This window comes from Pseudomonas sp. OE 28.3, from assembly GCF_014268205.2.
In the GTDB taxonomy this organism is placed as follows: Bacteria; Pseudomonadota; Gammaproteobacteria; order Pseudomonadales; family Pseudomonadaceae; genus Aquipseudomonas; species Aquipseudomonas edaphica.
The window spans coordinates 2832799-2852802 of sequence record NZ_CP077082.1 but is presented as its reverse complement, the minus strand read 5'-3'; the positions used below and the strand labels follow the sequence as shown (position 1 = coordinate 2852802).

General features: G+C 60.4%; 12 protein-coding genes. 9 read left to right on the top strand and 3 right to left on the bottom strand.

Annotation, left to right across the window (positions count from 1 at the left end; translation table 11 throughout):
• From HU759_RS13025 to cobM, 3 genes are all read left to right on the top strand, one after another.
• Nucleotides 1-702, top strand: coding sequence for a CbtA family protein (locus tag HU759_RS13025; RefSeq protein ID WP_177032893.1), 702 nt, complete (start codon nt 1-3; stop codon nt 700-702).
• A complete protein-coding gene (locus tag HU759_RS13020) occupies nt 699-1091 on the top strand; it encodes a cobalamin biosynthesis protein (protein ID WP_169987820.1) in 393 nt (130 codons plus the stop codon). Before HU759_RS13025 ends, HU759_RS13020 begins: the two co-directional genes overlap by 4 nt.
• A gap of 69 nt (nt 1092-1160) precedes the next feature.
• The gene (gene cobM / locus HU759_RS13015; protein WP_099549117.1) at nt 1161-1907 is read left to right on the top strand and encodes a precorrin-4 C(11)-methyltransferase; all 747 of its coding nucleotides are present in this window, start codon (nt 1161-1163) and stop codon (nt 1905-1907) included.
• 194 nt (nt 1908-2101) lie between these two features.
• Here the strand turns inward: cobM and nfuA are convergent, their stop codons facing one another.
• Nucleotides 2102-2686, bottom strand: coding sequence for a Fe-S biogenesis protein NfuA (gene nfuA / locus HU759_RS13010; RefSeq protein ID WP_017136914.1), 585 nt, complete (start codon nt 2684-2686; stop codon nt 2102-2104).
• A 94-nt stretch (nt 2687-2780) separates the two neighbouring features.
• The gene (locus tag HU759_RS13005) at nt 2781-5072 is read right to left on the bottom strand and encodes a fatty acid cis/trans isomerase (RefSeq protein WP_186618267.1); all 2292 of its coding nucleotides are present in this window, start codon (nt 5070-5072) and stop codon (nt 2781-2783) included.
• Between the two features lie 164 nt (nt 5073-5236).
• On the opposite strand from HU759_RS13005, the gene metH reads away from it, so the two are divergent.
• The 3 genes from metH to HU759_RS12990 all read left to right on the top strand — a co-directional run bounded on the left by metH (nt 5237) and on the right by HU759_RS12990 (nt 14491).
• Complete coding sequence (metH, locus tag HU759_RS13000) at nt 5237-8947, top strand: methionine synthase (RefSeq protein ID WP_170040251.1); 3711 nt, start codon at nt 5237-5239, stop codon at nt 8945-8947.
• Nucleotides 8948-9317: 370 nt separating this feature from the next.
• A complete protein-coding gene (locus HU759_RS12995; RefSeq protein ID WP_186618269.1) occupies nt 9318-14147 on the top strand; it encodes a DUF6543 domain-containing protein in 4830 nt (1609 codons plus the stop codon).
• Nucleotides 14148-14272: 125 nt separating this feature from the next.
• Entirely contained in the window at nt 14273-14491 is a 219-nt protein-coding gene (locus HU759_RS12990; RefSeq protein WP_017136917.1) for a DUF2970 domain-containing protein, read from the top strand.
• Here the strand turns inward: HU759_RS12990 and HU759_RS12985 are convergent.
• Nucleotides 14488-15555, bottom strand: coding sequence for an ABC transporter substrate-binding protein (locus HU759_RS12985; protein WP_169987678.1), 1068 nt, complete (start codon nt 15553-15555; stop codon nt 14488-14490). The two genes, HU759_RS12990 and HU759_RS12985, sit on opposite strands and share 4 nt — an antisense overlap.
• A gap of 422 nt (nt 15556-15977) precedes the next feature.
• Here HU759_RS12985 and HU759_RS12980 point away from each other — a divergent pair, with 422 nt between their 5' ends.
• From HU759_RS12980 to poxB, 3 genes are all read left to right on the top strand, one after another.
• Entirely contained in the window at nt 15978-17636 is a 1659-nt protein-coding gene (locus HU759_RS12980; RefSeq protein WP_017136919.1) for a nitrite/sulfite reductase, read from the top strand.
• Nucleotides 17620-18114 (top strand): DUF934 domain-containing protein, encoded by a 495-nt coding sequence (locus tag HU759_RS12975; protein ID WP_017136920.1) that lies wholly within the window; start codon nt 17620-17622, stop codon nt 18112-18114. Before HU759_RS12980 ends, HU759_RS12975 begins: the two co-directional genes overlap by 17 nt.
• A 162-nt stretch (nt 18115-18276) precedes the next feature.
• On the top strand, nt 18277-20001 hold the full coding sequence (gene poxB, locus HU759_RS12970; protein WP_017136921.1) for a ubiquinone-dependent pyruvate dehydrogenase: 1725 nt from the start codon (nt 18277-18279) through the stop codon (nt 19999-20001).
• Nucleotides 20002-20004 lie beyond the last annotated feature (3 nt).

The window sequence follows — 20004 nt, the reverse complement described above, 5'->3', positions numbered from 1 at the left end:
ATGATCAAGCGTATTGCCCAAACCGCAGGTTTCACTGGCCTGCTGGCCGCCCTGTTGCTGACCCTGCTGCAAAGCTTTTGGGTCGCCCCGCTGATTCTGCAGGCGGAAACCTTTGAAAATGCCCCGGCCGTCGAAGTGGCGCACGAACACGCCGCTGGCGCCGCAGCCCACACCCACGACGCCGAAGCCTGGGAGCCGGAAAATGGCTGGCAGCGTGTGTTGTCGACCACTGGCGGCAACCTGGTGGTAGCGGTCGGTTTCGCGCTGATGCTGGCCGGTCTCTACACCTTGCGCGCGCCGACCCGCACGGCTCAAGGGTTGCTCTGGGGCTTGGCCGGTTACGCGACGTTTGTACTGGCGCCCACCCTGGGGCTGCCGCCGGAGTTGCCGGGCACGGCTGCCGCCGACCTGGCGCAACGGCAGATCTGGTGGATCGGCACCGCGGCCTCCACCGCCGCCGGTATCGCACTGCTGGTGTTTGGTCGTAGCTGGCTGCTCAAGGTGTTGGGCGTGGCGATCCTGGTCGTGCCCCACGTGATCGGCGCGCCGCAACCGCAAGTGCATTCGATGCTGGCACCCGAAGCCCTGGAAGCACAGTTCAAAATCGCCTCGCACCTGACTAACGTGGCCTTCTGGCTGGCCTTGGGCTGGATCAGCGCATGGCTGTTTCGCCGCAACCGCGACAGTCAATACTCGGCATGACACTGGTGGTCGGCCTGGGCTGCCAGCGCGGCTGTGATGTTCACACCCTGCTCGGCCTGTTTGACGCAGCCCTCGCCGACGGCGGCATTGAACGCCAACGCATCACCGCGTTGGCAAGCATTGATCGCAAACAGGCTGAACCCGGCCTGCTGGCCCTGGCCCGACTGCTGGAGCTGCCCTTGCAGTGTTTCAGTGCTGCACAATTGGCCGGTTATGAACAGCGCTTGAGCCACAAGTCAGCCGTCGCTTTTGCGCATACAGGTTGCTATGGCATCGCCGAAAGCGCCGCCCTGGCCCTGGCTGAACAGCTCTCCCAGCGCCCTGCCCGCCTGTTGATCACGCGCAAAAAAACCGCCCAGGCCACCTTTGCATTGGCGTGCGCCGACTAAAATCCCGATAATTGCCCTCCTCGATCATGAGCAACTTTCATGCTCGCCCGTTTTTCAACAGGAATTCCCATGACCGTCTACTTTATCGGCGCAGGCCCCGGCGACCCGGAATTGATCACCGTCAAGGGCCAGCGGCTGATCCGCAGCTGCCCGGTGATCATCTATGCCGGCTCCCTGGTGCCGGCGGCGGTATTGCAAGGTCATCAGGCTGAACAGGTGGTCAACAGCGCCGAATTGCACCTGGAACAGATCATTGAGCTGATCAAGGCAGCCCACGCCAACGGCCAGGATGTGGCCCGCGTACACTCCGGCGACCCGAGCCTGTATGGCGCGATTGGCGAGCAAATCCGTTATTTGCGTGAGTTGGGCATACCGTTCCAGATCATCCCTGGGGTGACTGCAGTGTCGGCTTGCGCCGCGTTGCTGGAAACAGAGCTGACCCTGCCGGACATCGCCCAGAGTGTGATCCTGACCCGTTATGCCGATAAAACCAGCATGCCGGCGGGTGAGGCATTCGACAGCTTGGCGCAGCATGGCACAACGATGGCAATTCACCTGGGGGTCAACCACCTGGAGAAAATCGTCGCCGAATTGCTGCCGCACTACGGCGCGGACTGCCCGATTGCCGTGGTACACCGCGCGACGTGGCCGGATCAGGATTGGGTGCTGGGCACGTTGGCGGATATTGCCGAGAAAGTAGCGGCCAAAGGGTTTCGGCGTACGGCGTTGATTGTGGTGGGTCGGGTGCTGGCCAGTGATGGTTTCAGCGAATCGTCGCTGTATCGGGCGGGGCATGCGCACCTATATCGCCCCTGAAGTGTGGGAGCTGGCTTGCCTGCGATAGCGGTGTGTCTGCCACTGGACTTGTTGGCTGATAGGCCGTCATCGCAGGCAAGCCAGCTCCCACAGCTGATCTACTTTGTTAAGTAGACTGCGTAACGCACTGAATTTTAAGCATAAAAAACGGCGCTCACGGGGCGCCGTTTTTTTATTCGCAGTGAACACCTTACTCAGTAGTAGGCGTTTTCTTTCTGCGTGTGGTCGGTCACGTCACGCACACCCTTGAGCTCCGGGATACGTTCGAGCAAGGTGCGCTCGATGCCTTCACGCAAGGTCACGTCCGCCTGGCCGCAGCCTTGGCAGCCGCCGCCGAACTTGAGCACGGCAATACCGTCTTCGACCACATCGATCAAGCTGACCTGACCGCCGTGGCTGGCCAGCCCAGGGTTGATCTCGGTTTGCAGGTAGTAGTTGATGCGCTCGTTGACCGGGCTGTCGGCGTTGACGTTCGGTACCTTGGCGTTGGGCGCCTTGATGGTCAACTGGCCGCCCATGCGATCGGTGGCGTAGTCGACCACGGCGTCATCGAGGAAGGCTTCGCTGAAGTTGTCGATGTACGCAGTGAAGCTTTTGAGCCCCAGGGCGGTGTCTTCAGGTTTCTCTTCCCCGGGCTTGCAGTAGGCGATGCAAGTCTCGGCGTACTGGGTGCCGGGCTGGGTGATAAAGACGCGGATGCCGATGCCTGGGGTGTTCTGCTTGGACAGCAGGTCAGCCAGGTAATCGTGGGCGGCGTCGGTAATGGTTATGGCAGTCATGGAAACTCCTCACAGGCTTGCCGGCAGTTTACGCCAAAATATTACGCAGGTACAAAGTCCGAGTAATTTTGTCGGAAAAGGCCCAACCAACTCATCAGAGATTCTCATACCGATTCATATCCAGCACCCCGTCTTCCAACGGCGCAGTCTCGCGGATGTACTGCGACAGGTCGTGAAAGTATTGCCAGAACAGCGGATGACTGCGCCGCACACCCCACCGATCAACAATTTTCTCGAACCGCTTGGCATCCCTGGCGTTTTCCATGGCCGCCACAAACTCGGGCACCTCTTGCGCAGGGATATTGAAGATGAAGTTCGGATAACTGCTAAGCACACCCGGATAGATCGTCACCGTATCCAACCCCGGCTGATAGCGATAAGCCTCGCCCAGCAGGAACGCCACATTACTGTGCGCGCGGTTACGCAGCAGGCTGTAAACCACGCGCTTGCCGCTGGCGGTCTCGATACGCAGCATGGTCGCCTCAGGCAACTGATCAATCACCTTGAGCCCCGCCGCCGGGCGTGATGTCAGCCGGCTTAATGCCTGCTCCGCGTCCTGCAACGCCGGGTCGATGCCATCGCGCGAGCAATAAGCACCTGTGCAACGGTTGATCGGATCCGGGCTGGCATTCAAATCGCCGTAACGCGTCAATAACTGGTTGGCAAAGTCACGTTTCGGGTCTTTTTCATCCAGATGCAAGCCGCTTGGCTTGTCGTCGTCAATCGCCTCGTAGTCCAGCCACAGCTTGAGCTTGCCGCTGTTCTGGTACCAATCATCCATAAAGTCATCGCGGGTATCGGCCGGCATCAGGCGCAGGAAGTTCTGCTCGGCGCCGTTGCGGATCAGGTCGAAATACAGCCGGGTCTGGGCCTGGTGCGACACATTGCCGAACACATCGAAATTCACCGCCAACTGGTAATAGGTGCGCTCCAGCAGCGGATAGTCGAACAACCACATCGTCTGCGGTACTTCGCCAATCAAGCCTTTGGTCACCGAAGCACTGTCGAAATGCCGAAAAATCGTCAGCAAGGCGTTGTCATTACCCGCCCACAAAGTCGACCAGCTCGGCGGCGGCACGTCCGCGTAGCTGTCACGGCGCAAGGCTTCGTATTGGTTGCGCTTGTCGCGATAGGCCAGCCACAGGCTCAGCACACTGCCCACGTCATCGTTCTGCCCCGGCATCGCCAGCAGCGGCGTAGCCTGGCCGCGATAGCGTGCATCGGTGATGTACAGGTCGTGGTCCGGGTCCTGGAACAGGGTCCAGAAGTTATCGCGAATCACGTCCGTGGCGATCTGACCACGACAGACCGGCCCGCGAATGAAGGTGCGTACAAAATACTCGGCGTTATCGAGCATGAACTGGTAGCGCGCCTTGGCCGGGATGGCTTCAAAGGTTTCGAACGGGTTGGCACGACGACCGGGGCCATAGCCCGGCAAGGCACTCACCTGCCAGTCGCCGGAATAGAACAGGTCTTTGATCCGCGCCATTTTCGCCGCGCTGAACGGGTAAGTGATGTGGGTTTTATGCACGATCACGCCCTGCACCGGCCACAGGCGGTAATACACCTGGGTGCCCGGGTCATCGTTGGGTCGACGGGTGGCGATCAGGTCGATGGGCTGGCCACTTGGCGTGCGCGAACGCACCCATTGGAAGAAATGCCCCGGCTCACCGTTTTCGAAATAAATATGCGCCAGGTACAAATGCTCGTACAGCCAGCGCGCCACCAGGCTTTCACGGGCGCCAGGCTGGTTGAACAGGTTTTCCCACTGCTGTACTTGCAGGGCTTCCCTGGCACTTGGCGCCAGGCCTTGCTCGTCAATCGGCGCCCCGGAGGCGAGCCAGCGCTGCAAGGTTTGGTATTGCTGGTCGGTCAAACCGGTGACCGCCAGCGGCATGCCTTCCTTGGGATGGCTGCCGGCGTAAGCATTGAACTCGCCGGGCATGGCGCACATGTTTTGGCGGTTGAGGCCCAACACAATCTCATCGGGCAACTTGGCATTGGGTTGCAGCGGCGCGTTATGCCCCAGCTCCAGCATGCGCGCCATCAATGCGGCCTGGCTGCCTTGGGCGTCGAGTACCGAATAGAAGCCTTTTTGTTGCCAGGCCTGTTTGCCGAATGCGTCGTAGAACAAACGCGTGGTCGGCGTGGCCTGGCTGCGCTCGCCGTCATACACAGGGGTTTTGCTCGCGCCACGGGACGCACCCTCGGCGCTGCCCAGGTTTAATTGGCACGCGGAGTCGTAGCAGGCATGGCAGGCCACGCATTTTTCGGTGAAGATCGGCTGAATGTCGCGGGTATAGGAAATCGCCGGGGCGGGTCCGTTGGCCTGTGCAACGCAGGCGACCAGTGCCAGGACGGCGCTGGTGAGTAGACGAAGTGACATGTATCCGGTCCCGATTCAATGCGTGCGCTATAAGTGCCGGCAATTCTACCGGGCCAAGACCCGCACCAACATGAACGATATTCATGCAAAACCAGGACATGCTCTAAATCGGCACAGGTTTGTTATGATTCACGCCCTCCGAAATGCCTGACCAGAGTAGCCCCATGTCCGACCGTAGCGTTCGTCTGCAAGCCCTTCATCAAGCCCTCAAGGACCGAATCCTGATCCTCGACGGCGGTATGGGCACGATGATCCAGAGCTACAAGCTCGAAGAGCAGGATTATCGCGGCAAACGCTTCGCCGACTGGCCGAGTGACGTCAAGGGCAACAACGACCTGCTGGTACTTACCCGCCCGGACGTAATTGGCGGTATCGAAAAGGCTTACCTGGATGCCGGCGCCGACATTCTGGAAACCAACACCTTCAACGCCACGCGTATTTCCATGGCCGACTACGGCATGGAAGAACTGGCCTATGAACTGAACGTGGAAGGCGCACGCCTGGCGCGCAAGATCGCCGATGCCAAGACCCTGGAGAACCCGGCCAAGCCGCGTTTTGTCGCCGGCGTGCTTGGCCCGACCAGCCGCACCTGCTCGCTGTCGCCGGATGTGAACAACCCCGGCTACCGCAACGTGACCTTCGATGAACTGGTGGAAAACTACACCGAGGCCACCAAAGGCCTGATCGAAGGCGGCGCCGACCTGATCCTGATCGAGACCATCTTCGACACGCTCAACGCCAAGGCCGCGATCTTCGCCGTGCAAGGCGTGTTCGAGGAATTGAACGTCGAACTGCCGATCATGATTTCCGGCACCATCACCGACGCCTCCGGCCGTACCCTGTCGGGCCAGACCACCGAAGCGTTCTGGAACTCGGTGGCGCACGCCAAGCCGATTTCGGTCGGCCTCAACTGCGCCCTGGGCGCCAGCGAACTGCGCCCGTACCTGGAAGAGCTGTCGAACAAGGCCAACACCCATGTGTCGGCGCACCCGAACGCCGGCCTGCCCAATGAGTTCGGCGAGTACGACGAACTGCCGTCGCAAACCGCAAAAGTCATCGAAGAATTCGCCCAGAGCGGTTTCCTCAACATTGTCGGCGGCTGCTGCGGCACCACGCCGGGCCACATTGAGGCCATCGCCAAGGCGGTGGCCGGTTATGCGCCACGTGTTATTCCGGATATTCCCAAGGCCTGCCGCCTGTCGGGCCTGGAGCCGTTCACCATTGATCGCAGCTCGTTGTTCGTCAACGTCGGCGAGCGTACCAACATCACCGGTTCCGCCAAGTTCGCCCGGCTGATCCGTGAAGACAACTACACCGAAGCCCTGGAAGTCGCCCTGCAGCAGGTGGAAGCCGGCGCGCAGGTGATCGACATCAACATGGACGAGGGCATGCTCGATTCGAAGAAGGCCATGGTGACCTTCCTCAACCTGATTGCCGGCGAGCCGGACATCTCCCGTGTGCCGATCATGATCGACTCCTCCAAGTGGGACGTGATCGAAGCCGGCCTCAAGTGCATCCAGGGCAAGGGCATCGTCAACTCGATCAGCATGAAAGAAGGCGTCGAGCAGTTCATCCACCACGCCAAGCTGTGCAAGCGGTATGGCGCAGCGGTGGTGGTGATGGCCTTCGACGAAGCCGGCCAGGCCGACACCGAAGCGCGCAAAAAAGAGATCTGCAAACGTTCCTACGACATTCTGGTGAATGAAGTCGGCTTTCCGCCGGAAGACATCATTTTCGACCCGAACATCTTCGCGGTCGCTACCGGTATCGAAGAACACAACAACTACGCCGTCGATTTCATCAACGCCTGTGCCTACATCCGTGACGAGCTGCCGTATGCACTGACCTCCGGCGGCGTGTCCAACGTGTCGTTCTCGTTCCGGGGCAACAACCCGGTGCGTGAGGCGATCCACTCGGTGTTCCTGCTGTATGCGATTCGCAACGGCCTGACCATGGGCATCGTCAACGCCGGCCAGCTGGAGATCTACGACCAGATCCCGGCCGAGCTGCGTGACGCGGTGGAAGACGTGGTGCTTAACCGCACGCCGGAAGGCACCGACGCCCTGCTGGCGATTGCCGACAAGTACAAGGGCGACGGCAGCGTCAAGGAAGCCGAGACCGAGGAATGGCGCGGCTGGGACGTCAACAAGCGCCTGGAACACGCGCTGGTCAAGGGCATCACCACGCATATCGTCGAAGACACCGAAGAATCGCGCCAGTCGTTCGCACGCCCGATCGAAGTGATCGAAGGCCCGTTGATGTCCGGCATGAACATCGTCGGCGACCTGTTTGGCGCCGGCAAGATGTTCCTGCCTCAAGTGGTTAAATCAGCCCGGGTGATGAAGCAGGCCGTGGCGCACTTGATTCCGTTTATCGAGCTGGAAAAAGGCGACAAGCCGGAGGCCAAGGGCAAGATCCTGATGGCCACGGTCAAGGGCGACGTGCATGACATCGGCAAGAACATCGTCGGCGTGGTGCTCGGTTGCAACGGCTATGACATCGTGGACCTGGGTGTGATGGTGCCGGCGGAGAAGATCCTGCAGGTGGCCAAGGAGCAGAAGTGCGACATCATCGGCCTGTCCGGCCTGATCACGCCGTCGCTGGATGAAATGGTGCATGTGGCCCGTGAGATGCAGCGCCAGGACTTCCACCTGCCCTTGATGATCGGCGGCGCCACCACTTCCAAGGCGCACACGGCAGTGAAAATCGAGCCCAAGTACAGCAACGACGCGGTGATCTACGTCACCGACGCCTCGCGTGCCGTGGGTGTGGCCACGCAGTTGCTGTCCAAGGAGCTGAAGGCCGGTTTTGTCGAAAAGACCCGCCTGGAATACATCGACGTGCGCGAACGTACTGCCAACCGCAGTGCGCGCACCGAGCGCCTGAGCTACCCGGCCGCCATCGCCAAGAAGCCGCAGTTCGACTGGAGCAGCTACACACCGGTCAAACCGACCTTCACCGGCTCCAGGGTGCTGGACAATATCGACCTCAAGGTGCTGGCCGAATACATCGACTGGACGCCGTTCTTTATCTCCTGGGACCTGGCCGGCAAATTCCCGCGCATCCTCGAAGACGAAGTGGTCGGTGAAGCCGCTACTGCGCTGTATGCCGATGCCCAGGAAATGCTCAACAAGCTGATCGACGAAAAGCTCATCAGCGCCCGCGCCGTGTTCGGTTTCTGGCCGACCAACCAGGTGCAGGACGATGACTTGGAGGTGTATGGCGACGATGGCCAGCCGATTGCCAGGCTGCACCACCTGCGCCAGCAGATCATCAAGACCGACGGCAAGCCGAACTTCTCCCTGGCCGACTTCGTCGCGCCTAAAGACAGCGGCGTGACCGACTACATCGGTGGTTTTATCACCACCGCAGGCATCGGCGCCGAAGAAGTCGCCAAGGCTTATCAAGACGCTGGCGACGACTACAACTCGATCATGGTCAAAGCCCTGGCCGATCGCCTGGCCGAGGCCTGCGCCGAATGGCTGCACCAGCAAGTGCGTAAAGAGCACTGGGGTTACGCCCGGGACGAACAGCTCGATAACGAGGCACTGATCAAAGAGCAATACACCGGTATCCGCCCTGCCCCCGGCTACCCGGCATGCCCGGACCACACCGAGAAAGCCCAACTGTTCCAACTGTTGGACCCCGAGGCCCAGGAAATGCACGCCGGGCGCAGTGGTGTATTCCTTACCGAGCACTACGCCATGTTCCCGGCGGCGGCCGTCAGCGGCTGGTACTTCGCCCACCCGCAGGCGCAGTACTTTGCCGTGGGCAAGATCGACAAAGACCAGGTCGCCAGCTACACCGCGCGCAAAGGCCAGGACCTCAGCGTGACGGAGCGCTGGCTGGCGCCGAACCTGGGGTATGACAACTGAGGTCAATCAGCGGGCATACCATTCGACCCAGGTAATGGTCATCTCAGGGACGTGATGACCGACCGGTTGAGGTGAAAGCGGACATTGCACCAGCCCCCCGGCTGACTGCCTGCCAGACGCTGATGCGCCGTGCGGCATACCTCCATCAATTTCTGTTTGCGGGCCATAAGCTTTTCGACTCGAACCGCCCGAGCGCTTCATAGTCCAGCTGGTGGCTATTGGCGTCCGAGCGGTAGATGACTGGTGTATGCCAGGATGTGCCGCTCGCCTAGGGTGGTACAGCGCGTCGGTGGTACTCCTGTAACGCCTTCACCGCGACCAAATCCGATTTCCTGTTGCTTCCCCATCAAACAGGCAAAAGGATTTCATCATGCCCACCCCGAGTTCCCCCATGGCCCTGAGCCACCTGCCCGCCCAGGCCATCCATGCGCATTTCGCTACGCGCCCGGCCTTGTATTCCGTGGTGTTCAATGCGCTGCGCAGCCGCATCCTGGAACGCTATCCGACACTCAAGCTGGACCTGTCCACGCTTAAGCTGGCTATTCCACACCCGGACGGCGTGTACACCTACAGACCGCTGATGGAAATCGCCATCGCCCATGTGCTCAACCCACAGTTGCTCGACCTGCGGCCCAAACGCGAACTGGCGTACTATCTGACGCAACAGATCCCCACGATCCTCAAGCCTGATGCCCCGACGCTGATCGACATGCAGGCAATCGCAAGCATCATTGATGACCTGCCCGAATCGATTCACCTGTATTTCCAGGCGGCGCTGGCCGACTATTGGAGCGAAACCGACAGCCATGGCAGCAGCCGCTGGCAGTGGCTGGGCGAGTTTCTCAACGGTCGGATGACCGCGAGTGCCACGAGCGGATCGAGCTTGAACCCGACCCAGCAGGACATGCTCAGGGTCGTCGCCACCTGGCCGACACAGACCGAGCGTCTCCCCAAATCTTCGCCCGCCACTTATGTTTATTTTGTTGAGAACACACTCGTCAATGCCGACCAGGAAGTTCGCCTGCTGACACCCGACCTGCTGCTGGTGCGCGACAAGCAGGTGCTGCTGTACAGCGTGGCCGGGGATATTCAGGTGTTTGACGGCCTGGATGAATTCGGCCAGGCCTGGGCAACCAGCATGCAGACGCGGTTCCAGTTCGACAGCCTCACCTGGCGACGCAATGAACCCGATGGCAACGTGTTCGAGCAACAGGCCGGCCTGATCCTCAATCAGCAACTGGAAGACCTGGCGACGTTGAAGTTTCAGGGCCAGGACGAAGTGACCCTTGGGCGACGCCTGGAAAAACTCACCGATCCGGCGCTGCTGTTTACCCAGGTGCCGACAGCCGCAACGGCGACCTTGCAAAAGGTCGATGAGCACCTGCCACCGTGGCTCGCTCAAGCCAACGACGCTGACCGCTTTGCCTACCATCGCCACCTGCAAGACATGGCACAGGTGATGCGGCAAAACCAGGGTCAGGCGTTCAATGAGGGCATAGAAAACATCTACAGCTTCAGTCGCGATGCGTTGCGCAAGCAGATGCAAACCGATCATGGCGACTGCGACCCCGATGAGGTAGTGCTGGACTTTGCCGTGGCTGCCGGCTACCCAGGCGGTGCTGGCATTATCGAGCATGTGCGCATGTCGCTGACGGAACTGGCGCTGAAGAACCTCGCCGGCAAGCCTAAAGGCACACTCACGCTGTTTTCCAAAAATGCAACGCCCCTTCCAAGCTGGCTCAACGCAGACTATCTGTTGGGCAGTACCGGGCTGATCCAGCGCGTCGATATCGGCACCATGTACCCGCAAAAAATCAAAGACACCTTGTTGTCCGACACGGTTGACGCACGGCGCCGGGAAACCCTGTTTACCCGTGAACTCAAGGTCAAGCTGCCGATGCAGGCGCTGGAATACAAGATCCGCGGGCAGCATGGCGTCACCGTCACCGGTTATCGCTATGTGAAGGCGTTGATGGGCGAGATGCCCTCGGACAGGGTCGTCGACGAGCAGGAGATTGTTTTGCGCCCATTGGCCCTGTGCCGCAAACCCGGCGCTGCGCCAGATGAGGTCAATAATGCGTTTATTATCGAACCGCGTGATGCGCGTGTCGGCCCGCACCTGCTGTACCAGCCGCTGTATGCCGACGCCCTGCATGAATACCCGACCCGCCAGGCCCTGCTCGACGCACTGGCCGTACCCGGCGCGCTGCAAGACACAGTGCTGGCGTGGCTGAGCGACAAGGCCCGCCCCATCTACGAGCATGGCGGCATCAAGGAACCGCACATCATTCGCTTCCTGCCTGGGGACGAATTCAGCCTCCCTGAAAATCCGGCACCTGCGACCCTGGCCGTGGATGAAGGGGCAGGCGAATGGCTGCAATCGCAAGTCAACGGTCAACTGCTCAATCATCTGTTCGGCAGCACGGCACGGGCCTTGGTCGACCTGGCGGACCGCGAGTCGGTGTCCAACCATGAAAGCCGCTGGGCCGTGGTGATGGAAGGCGCATGGCTGCTGTTCAATACCCTGCTGTTACCGCTGGTGCAGGGCCCGGCCATGCTGGCCGGCTGGTTCCTGGTGCTGGTCAGCAGCCTGGAGCAGGATTTGGCCGGCCTGGACAGCGATAACCCCACCACCCGCGAGCTGGCACTGATCGATCTGTTGCTCAACACCGCGATGGTGCTGCTGCATGCGGCCGCGCCCGCCAATCGGTCCCAACAGCCCTTGTCCCAACCCTCCGCGCAGGAGCACGCCCTGCAACTGGAAGCCTGGCGCCGCGCGGCGGGACGGCCACCGGCGCAAGCGGCGCCACAGGTGCGCCATGGCGCCGTGGCGCTGCCCGGCGAGCCACCCGCCACTGGCCACACGGCTCTGGACTTCAGCCGCTCGATTGCCAGCCCCCGGGCCAGCGCCAAGCTGCTCAACGCGTTACTGGAAGTACGGGTGCCATGGCCTGAAACGTTGCCGCCCGTGCAGCTCAGCGGTGCGCTTAAAGGGCTGTACCGCATTGACGGAGCCTGGCACGCCAGCGTCGGCGGCCTGCTGTTCCAGGTGAGCGTGGTACCGGGTTTCAACGAGGTCTACCTGGTGCATCCGCAGCACCCGCAGCGCCCCGGCTTCAGGTTGCTCAGCGATGGGCAAGGGCATTGGCGGCTGGACCGGCGTGCCAGGCTGGAGGGCGGCATGCCCAGACAAAGAGTGGCTGCGTTAATCGATCGCAAGAAACAACGGCTGGCACAACTGAACCCAATGCTGGAAGTTCATAGCCGTGAATTAACGCCGATGGCGAACCATCTGCAGCAGCTTCTTCAAGCCGTGAGCATGGCGCGCACTCAATTGGCTGAACAGAAACTCGCCCTCAGAAAGGACTGGGAAATGCTCAACAACCCCGGACTGTTGCCGGCATTGCAACCCCGGATCGCCGAGCGCCATGCGCAACGCCAACGCTCCACGGCGCGCGCCAGAGTTCAATGGGATATCGCCGTCGACAATTACCGCACAAATGCGCAGGGGCTTCTAACCGGGCTGCAACAGAGCGAAGCCATGGCGACGGAAATGATGGCGCTGGACAGAACAGAGCCGACATACAAAGAGGCACGCGATAACGCGACGTCGAATATTTACAAGCACTGGTTGGCGACTTATGCGAACCAGCATCAAAAAATCGCCGACACGCTGGAGACCCAGCGCGGCGAAAGCTTTTCAGCGTTGCTCAAACGTATCGACAGGGAACTGCCCAACAACATCACTGATGGCTATGACGAATATATCAGCGCCGCAACGCAGCGACTGGAGGCGCTCAATGAACTGCTCGAGAGCGCAGAAAAATGCGAAGCCATCATGCAACAAGCCAGCCCGGCACTGCGTGAAAGCTTGTTGAAAGAGCATCCGGAATTCCAAAACATTTCCTCGCTCGTCATCAAGCAGCACATCCTGTTATCGCTGGTCGAGGTGCTGCTCAATCGCGCGCTTGACGCCGATAAACCCCAAGAGCGTCCGTTCCTGGAACTCCTCGCCGACCGCCAGATCTACGCTACTGTCAACGCACACACGGAAATGCGCACGACTGCCGGTTACTCCGAGACTGAGCAAATCAACGTACTCAAGGATGTGCTGCAGCGCTATGAAAGCCTGGAAAACGCCGTTCTCTCGCTGACGGACATGGGCTGTGCGCTGCTGCGAGAGCAGTACCGCGCGCCATTTGTGCAGCAACTGAGCGAGGCCCGCACCAGCCTCGAAGCGCAATTGGCCAACTTGATCCTGGTTGAAGAACGGCTGGCCCCCAGGCCCGCCCGCGACAAAGCCAAGCGACAAAAACCGGCCAGCCGACGGGTCATCAAAACCGCCGACAAGAAAAGCCTGGTCGGCGACGTGCGTACCGGCCAGGCTGATGAACCGGGCAATTACGTCGACATTGTCGACACGCTTACCGGCGCCATCGTCGCTACGTACCACGAACACGCCAGCGAAGGCGTGTGGAAAATCGTCGAGCCCGCAAGCGTGCCGACCAAAGCGCCCACGCCCGCGGCTCGCCCATTGAGAAGAATCAGGGCAGATGCCCAAGCCATCAAGGCTCAGCGCGCAGGCATTGATGCCAGCATTCGCTTCCAGCAGCGCAAACTGTTGGAGCCCAGTCAACGTGAGGAAGTCGATCCCCATGATTGGGATGTAATGTTGAGCCAGCACGCGGCCAAATTCGAAGCACTTGCCGAGGAACTCAAAAGCGCGACCGACGAACCCGCCATTGACTTGAGGAATAGCTACCGCGAAGAGGCCAGAGCCGCAACAGCCCAGGCTCGGCAGCTGTGCGCCGAAGGTTACCTGCTGCAACGCCCCAAAGCCGCTAAGGTCGACTATCTGCACACTCATGGTTTTGTCGACATCAACCTGGTGAAAAAACGCGTGCCGCTGAAGGCCGGCGACTACCTCACCGAATATGTCATACGCGACAAGCGCAAAATCAAGCCCGGGCAACGGTCGGAAGATGCGGACCTGTGGTTCGCGCATTTCCATTACCGATCCGTCGAGTCGCCGGCATCAAAACCTGACTTCGGCCACTTGAAGACCCCGGCGGAGCGGCGCTTTACCCGCAAGGAACTGATTGATCAAGCCAGGGCAAACAACCGCGCCGTGATCAACCTGGACAAGGCCCTGATTGAGGCGCCGCTGGATCAGAAACTGTTCTTGATCCTGGAAGTGTAAGGTTGTTCTGATCGTTCCCTCCCGTGGGAACGATCAAAAGGCAGAGTCCAGAGGGATGATACAAGCCAGTCGCGGGCTGCCCGATTGTCTATGCTCTGTAGGACAGCCTTGCGGACGAGGGATTTATGAACGATCCAGCCAACAACAAGCCGCCGACCTTCTGGCAGATGCTGCACAGCATCATGGCGGCGGCCTTCGGTGTACAAAGCGGCAAAAACCGCGCTCGAGATTTCACCCATGGCAAACCCAGTCATTTTGTCGTACTGGGTATTGTGTTTACGGCGGTGTTTGCGCTGACGTTATTTGGCATCGTCAAGCTGGTACTGCACCTGGCCGGGGTTTAATGCAACAGCAGTTGCAGGCTGAACGGGTAACGGTAGGACGCGGGCTTACCCACGGCTGACAGTGCGCGGAAATCCACCGCTGGCATTGGCCCTGACAAACGTTTTGATTGGTTGGCATCAATCAGCTGGAATAACGCCTCTTTACGGTCACGCCCGCCGTAGGCGCCAATATCAAGCCCTTTGGCGTCATCATTGATCAGCACCATCGCCCAGCCACCCAGGGTGAAATGCCCTGCGACCAAAGTACTCAGGCGCCCATCCAGGCGTGCCTTGAGGATGTCGGGCGAGCTATTGATCGCGCTGAACAGCGCGTCCTTGCCCGGCACACGACCGCTGTCTTGCAGCGCCTGCATGGCGCCCAATGCCATCTCATCATTGGCCGACCACACCAGCGCCGTCTGTGGGTAGCGTTTGAACAGTTGCGTGGCTTGTTCAAAGGCGCGCTGGCGGCTCCACTCGCCGTAGACCAACTGGCGCAGGCGCACTTCGGGGTGTTCGGCCAAGGCGCGGTGCAACCCTTGTTCACGCAACTGTGCGGCTGGCGTGTTCTTGGCGCCGGAAAACGCCAGCAGGTCCAACGAAGTGCCCGGCGTCACCGGGCCGTGGTTGCGCAACAAATCGGTGAGCATCAGGTAACCGGCTTGCTCGTCGTCGGCCACCAGGCTGCCGATCCAGCGGGCATCTTTATGCGCATCGAGCAATTGCACCTGATCGGCGGTCAGTGCGTTATTCACGATCAGCAACTTGACCCCACTGCCCTGGGCCAAGCGCAATATCTGCGGGGCGACGTATTGCTCGTTGACCAACACCAGGTAATCGGGCCGCTCGCTGCCTTGCAGTGCTTCGCGGGCCTGGGCCAAGGTGTTAGCGGCGCTGCGCTCGGAATAACGCACGCGCAAATCCAGGCCGAGGTCCTTGGCAGCGGCCTGCATAAATTGCGCATAGCTGACCCAGAAGCTTTCAGCGGACGTGCCCGGGTTGAGAAACACCACTGAGGTTGCCTGGGCCATCGCCCCATAGGCCACGCCCAGCAACCCCACACACGCAATCAGAACCTTCAGCATGGTTGTTTGTGCCTCGAATGTTGATCGCCATCATAATGGCAATGAGACAGTCAATCGAGGTTCAATCAACCTTCTTTATTGGTGGCTAACCCAGAATACGGCGGTTCCAACCACTAAAATTATCAGAAACAGAATGGCCCAGGCATCAACGGTACTGTCAGGTTTACGTGCTTTGGTTGAATTGCTCATCGCATCGCCTCTTGTCGGTTTTATAGGTGATTGCACTAAGACTCGACGACAGTAAAGATCATGATTGCCCGCATGACAAATGTGGGTATCGCGATAACGGTTCTCATTAGTCAATTTGGTTATTTACATATACTCAAACATCACTTTTGCGCATAAACGCAAACTGGTATCGTGCGCCGGCTCCGTTGGGAGTGCGCGGCCGTGCGCGCAGATTTGCCGAGAACAGGACCTATATGTACGTATACGACGAATACGATCAGCGCATCATCGAGGACCGCGTCAAGCAGTTCCGTGATCAGACCCGACGCTACCTAGCAGGTGAACTGAGCGAAGAAGAGTTCCGCCCTCTGCGCCTGCAAAATGGCCTTTATGTTCAGCGCTTTGCGCCGATGCTGCGGGTTGCCGTGCCTTATGGCCAACTGACTTCGCGCCAGACGCGCATGATGGCCAAGATTGCCCGCGACTTCGACAAAGGCTACGCCCACATCAGTACCCGCCAGAACGTACAGTTCAACTGGCCGGCACTGGAAGACGTGCCGGACATCCTGGCTGAGCTGGCCACCGTGCAGATGCACGCCATTCAGACCAGTGGTAACTGCCTGCGCAACGTGACCACCGACCAATTTGCCGGCGTTGCCGCTGACGAGCTGATCGACCCACGCCCGTGGTGCGAAATCGTGCGCCAGTGGACCACCTTCCACCCGGAATTCGCCTACCTGCCGCGCAAGTTCAAGATCGCCATCAATGGCTCGACCTCGGACCGCGCAGCGATCGAAGTGCATGATATTGGCCTTGAGCCCGTGCACAACGCCGCCGGCGAGTTGGGTTTCCGTGTGCTGGTCGGTGGCGGCCTGGGCCGTACACCAGTAGTCGGTGCGTTCATCAATGAGTTCCTGCCGTGGCAGGACCTGTTGAGTTACCTCGACGCCATCCTGCGGGTCTACAACCGCTATGGCCGTCGTGACAACAAGTACAAGGCCCGGATCAAGATCCTGGTCAAAGCGCTGACCCCTGAGGTATTTGCCCAGAAGGTCGACGCCGAGATGGAACACCTGCGCGGCGGCCAGACCACCCTGACCGAAGCCGAAGTACACCGTGTAGCCAAGCACTTCGTCGACCCTGAGTACAAAGCCCTGAGCAATCAGGACGCCGAACTGGCTGCCCTCGACCAGCAACACCCAGGTTTCGCCCGCTGGCGCACGCGCAACACCCTGGCGCACAAAAAGCCGGGCTATGTGGCCGTGACCCTGTCGCTCAAGCCAACCGGTGTTGCCCCGGGCGATATCACCGACAAACAGCTGGACGCCGTCGCCGATCTGGCCGAACGCTACAGCTTCGGCCAACTGCGCACTTCCCACGAGCAGAACATCATCCTCGCGGACGTCGAGCAGAGCCAACTGTTCACCCTGTGGGGCGAACTGCGCGAAGGCGGTTTTGCCACGCCGAACATCGGCCTGCTGACCGACATCATCTGCTGCCCGGGTGGCGACTTCTGCTCCCTGGCCAACGCCAAGTCGATCCCGATTGCCGAATCGATCCAGCGCCGTTTCGACGACCTGGACTACCTGTTCGACATCGGCGAGCTGGACCTGAACATCTCCGGTTGCATGAACGCCTGTGGTCACCACCACGTCGGCCACATCGGCATCCTGGGCGTGGACAAGAAAGGCGAAGAATTCTACCAAGTGTCCCTGGGTGGCAGCGCCAGCCGCGATGCGAGCCTGGGCAAGATCCTCGGCCCGTCCTTCGCCCAGGAAGCCATGCCCGAGGTGATCGGCAAGCTGATCGACGTGTACATCGAACAGCGTACCGAAGATGAGCGTTTCATCGACACCTACCAGCGCATTGGCATCGACCTGTTCAAGGAGCGCGTCTATGCAGCGAATCATTAAGAACAACGAAGTCCTCGACGAAACCTGGCACCTGCTGCCCAAGGACGCGAGCTTCGACGGCATCTCCAACTGTGACGACCTGATCGTGCCGCTGGCCCTGTGGCGTGAACACGGGCACGCCCTCAAGGCCCGCGACGGCGGCCTGGGTGTGTGGCTGGACGCCGACGAGGAAGCCGAAGAGATCGGCGACGACGTGCAGCACTTCCAGGTCATCGCCCTGAACTTCCCGGCCTTCACCGACGGGCGCAACTATTCCAACGCGCGCCTGCTGCGTGACCGTTATGGTTACAAGGGCGAACTGCGTGCGATTGGCGATGTGCTGCGCGACCAGCTGTTCTACCTGCGCCGTTGCGGGTTCGATGCCTTCGCCCTGCGCGCCGACAAAGACCCGTATGAAGCGCTGGAAAGCCTCAAGGACTTCTCGGTCACGTACCAGGCTGCCACGGATGAACCGTTGCCGCTGTTCCGTCGCCGCTGAGCCTGCTGCTGTGAAAAACCCTGGCTTGCCAGGGTTTTTTTATGCGCGGCGTTTAGTCGGCCCCGTGACGCAATCTTCACATTCAAGGGTGAACATCCGCGGTGTTCGAACTGTCCTCTACTGATCAGCAGCCTTTAACCTCACTGACGATTGGAGTTCTTCATGGCGAAAATCAACCTGGCCCAGCAGTTGGCGACCACCCTTGAACAGGCGGGCATCAAGCGCATCTGGGGCCTGACCGGCGACAGCCTCAATGGCCTCACCGACGCCCTGCGCACCATGGACAGCATCGAGTGGATGCACGTGCGCCACGAAGAAGTGGCCGCCTTCGCCGCCGGCGCCGAAGCAGCCGCCACCGGCGAGCTGACGGTATGCGCCGGCAGCTGCGGGCCGGGCAACCTGCACTTGATCAATGGCCTGTTCGACTGCCATCGCAACCATGTGCCGGTGCTGGCTATCGCGGCGCAAATCCCCTCCTCCGAGATCGGCTTGAACTACTTTCAGGAAACCCACCCGCAGGAACTGTTCAAAGAGTGCAGCCACTTTATCGAGCTGGTCACCAACCCTGCGCAGATGCCCCAAGTGCTGCACCGCGCCATGCGTTCAGCGATCCTCAACCGCGGCGTGGCGGTGGTGGTGATCCCAGGCGATATCTCGCTGCTGGAAGTCGAAGACAAACTCAAGCCCTGGCCGGCCCTGCACGCACCGCGCACTTTGCCGGCGGAACAAGACCTGCAGCGCCTCAGCGAGATCCTGCACAGCAGCGAGAAAGTCACCCTGCTGTGCGGCAGCGGCTGCGCCGGCGCTCACGACCAGGTGGTAGCCCTGGCCGATGCTTTGGGCGCGCCAGTGGTGCACGCCTTGCGCGGCAAGGAGCATGTGGAGTGGGACAACCCGTTTGATGTGGGCATGACCGGCCTGATCGGCTTCAGCTCCGGTTACCACGCAATGCTCAACTGCGACACGCTGATCATGCTCGGCACCGACTTCCCCTATCGCCAGTTCTACCCGACCGACGCCAGGATCATCCAGGTCGACCGCAACCCGCAGGCGCTGGGCCGTCGCGCCACCCTGGACCTGGGCATCGCCGCCGATGTTGGCGAGACAATTGACGCGCTGTTGCCACGCCTGACGCGCAAGGCCGACCGCAGCTTCCTCGACACCTCGCTCAAGCACTATGAAAAAGCCCGCCAAGGCCTGGATGACCTGGCGCAGCCATCGAAGGCCGACCGGCCGATTCACCCGCAGTACGTGGCGCGCTTGCTCAGCGAGCTGGCCGACGACGATGCGATCTTCACCGCCGACGTCGGCTCGCCCACCGTCTGGGCTGCGCGGTATTTGAAGATGAACGGCAAACGCCGCCTGATCGGCTCGTTCAACCACGGCTCGATGGCCAATGCCATGCCACAAGCCATTGGTGCACAGGCAGCATTTCCTGGACGGCAGGTGATCTCGATGTCCGGCGACGGTGGCTTTGCCATGTTGATGGGCGACTTCATCTCGCTGGCGCAGTTGAAATTGCCGGTGAAGGTCATTGTGTTTGATAACTCGTCACTCGGGTTTGTCGCCATGGAGATGAAAGCCGCCGGTTACCTGGACACCGGCACCGAGCTGAAAAACCCGGACTTTGCCGCCATGTCCAACGCCATGGGCATCCTCGGCATTCGCGTGGAGCAGTCCGAAGACCTGGAACCGGCCTTGCGCCGCGCCCTGGCCCATGACGGCCCGGTGCTGGTGGACGTGGTTACCGCTACCCAGGAACTGGTGATGCCGCCGACCATCAAGCTGGAACAGGCCAAGGGGTTCAGCCTGTATATGCTCAAGGCGGTGATGAGCGGGCGTGGCGATGAAGTGATCGAACTGGCGCGCACCAACTGGTTGCGCTGAGCC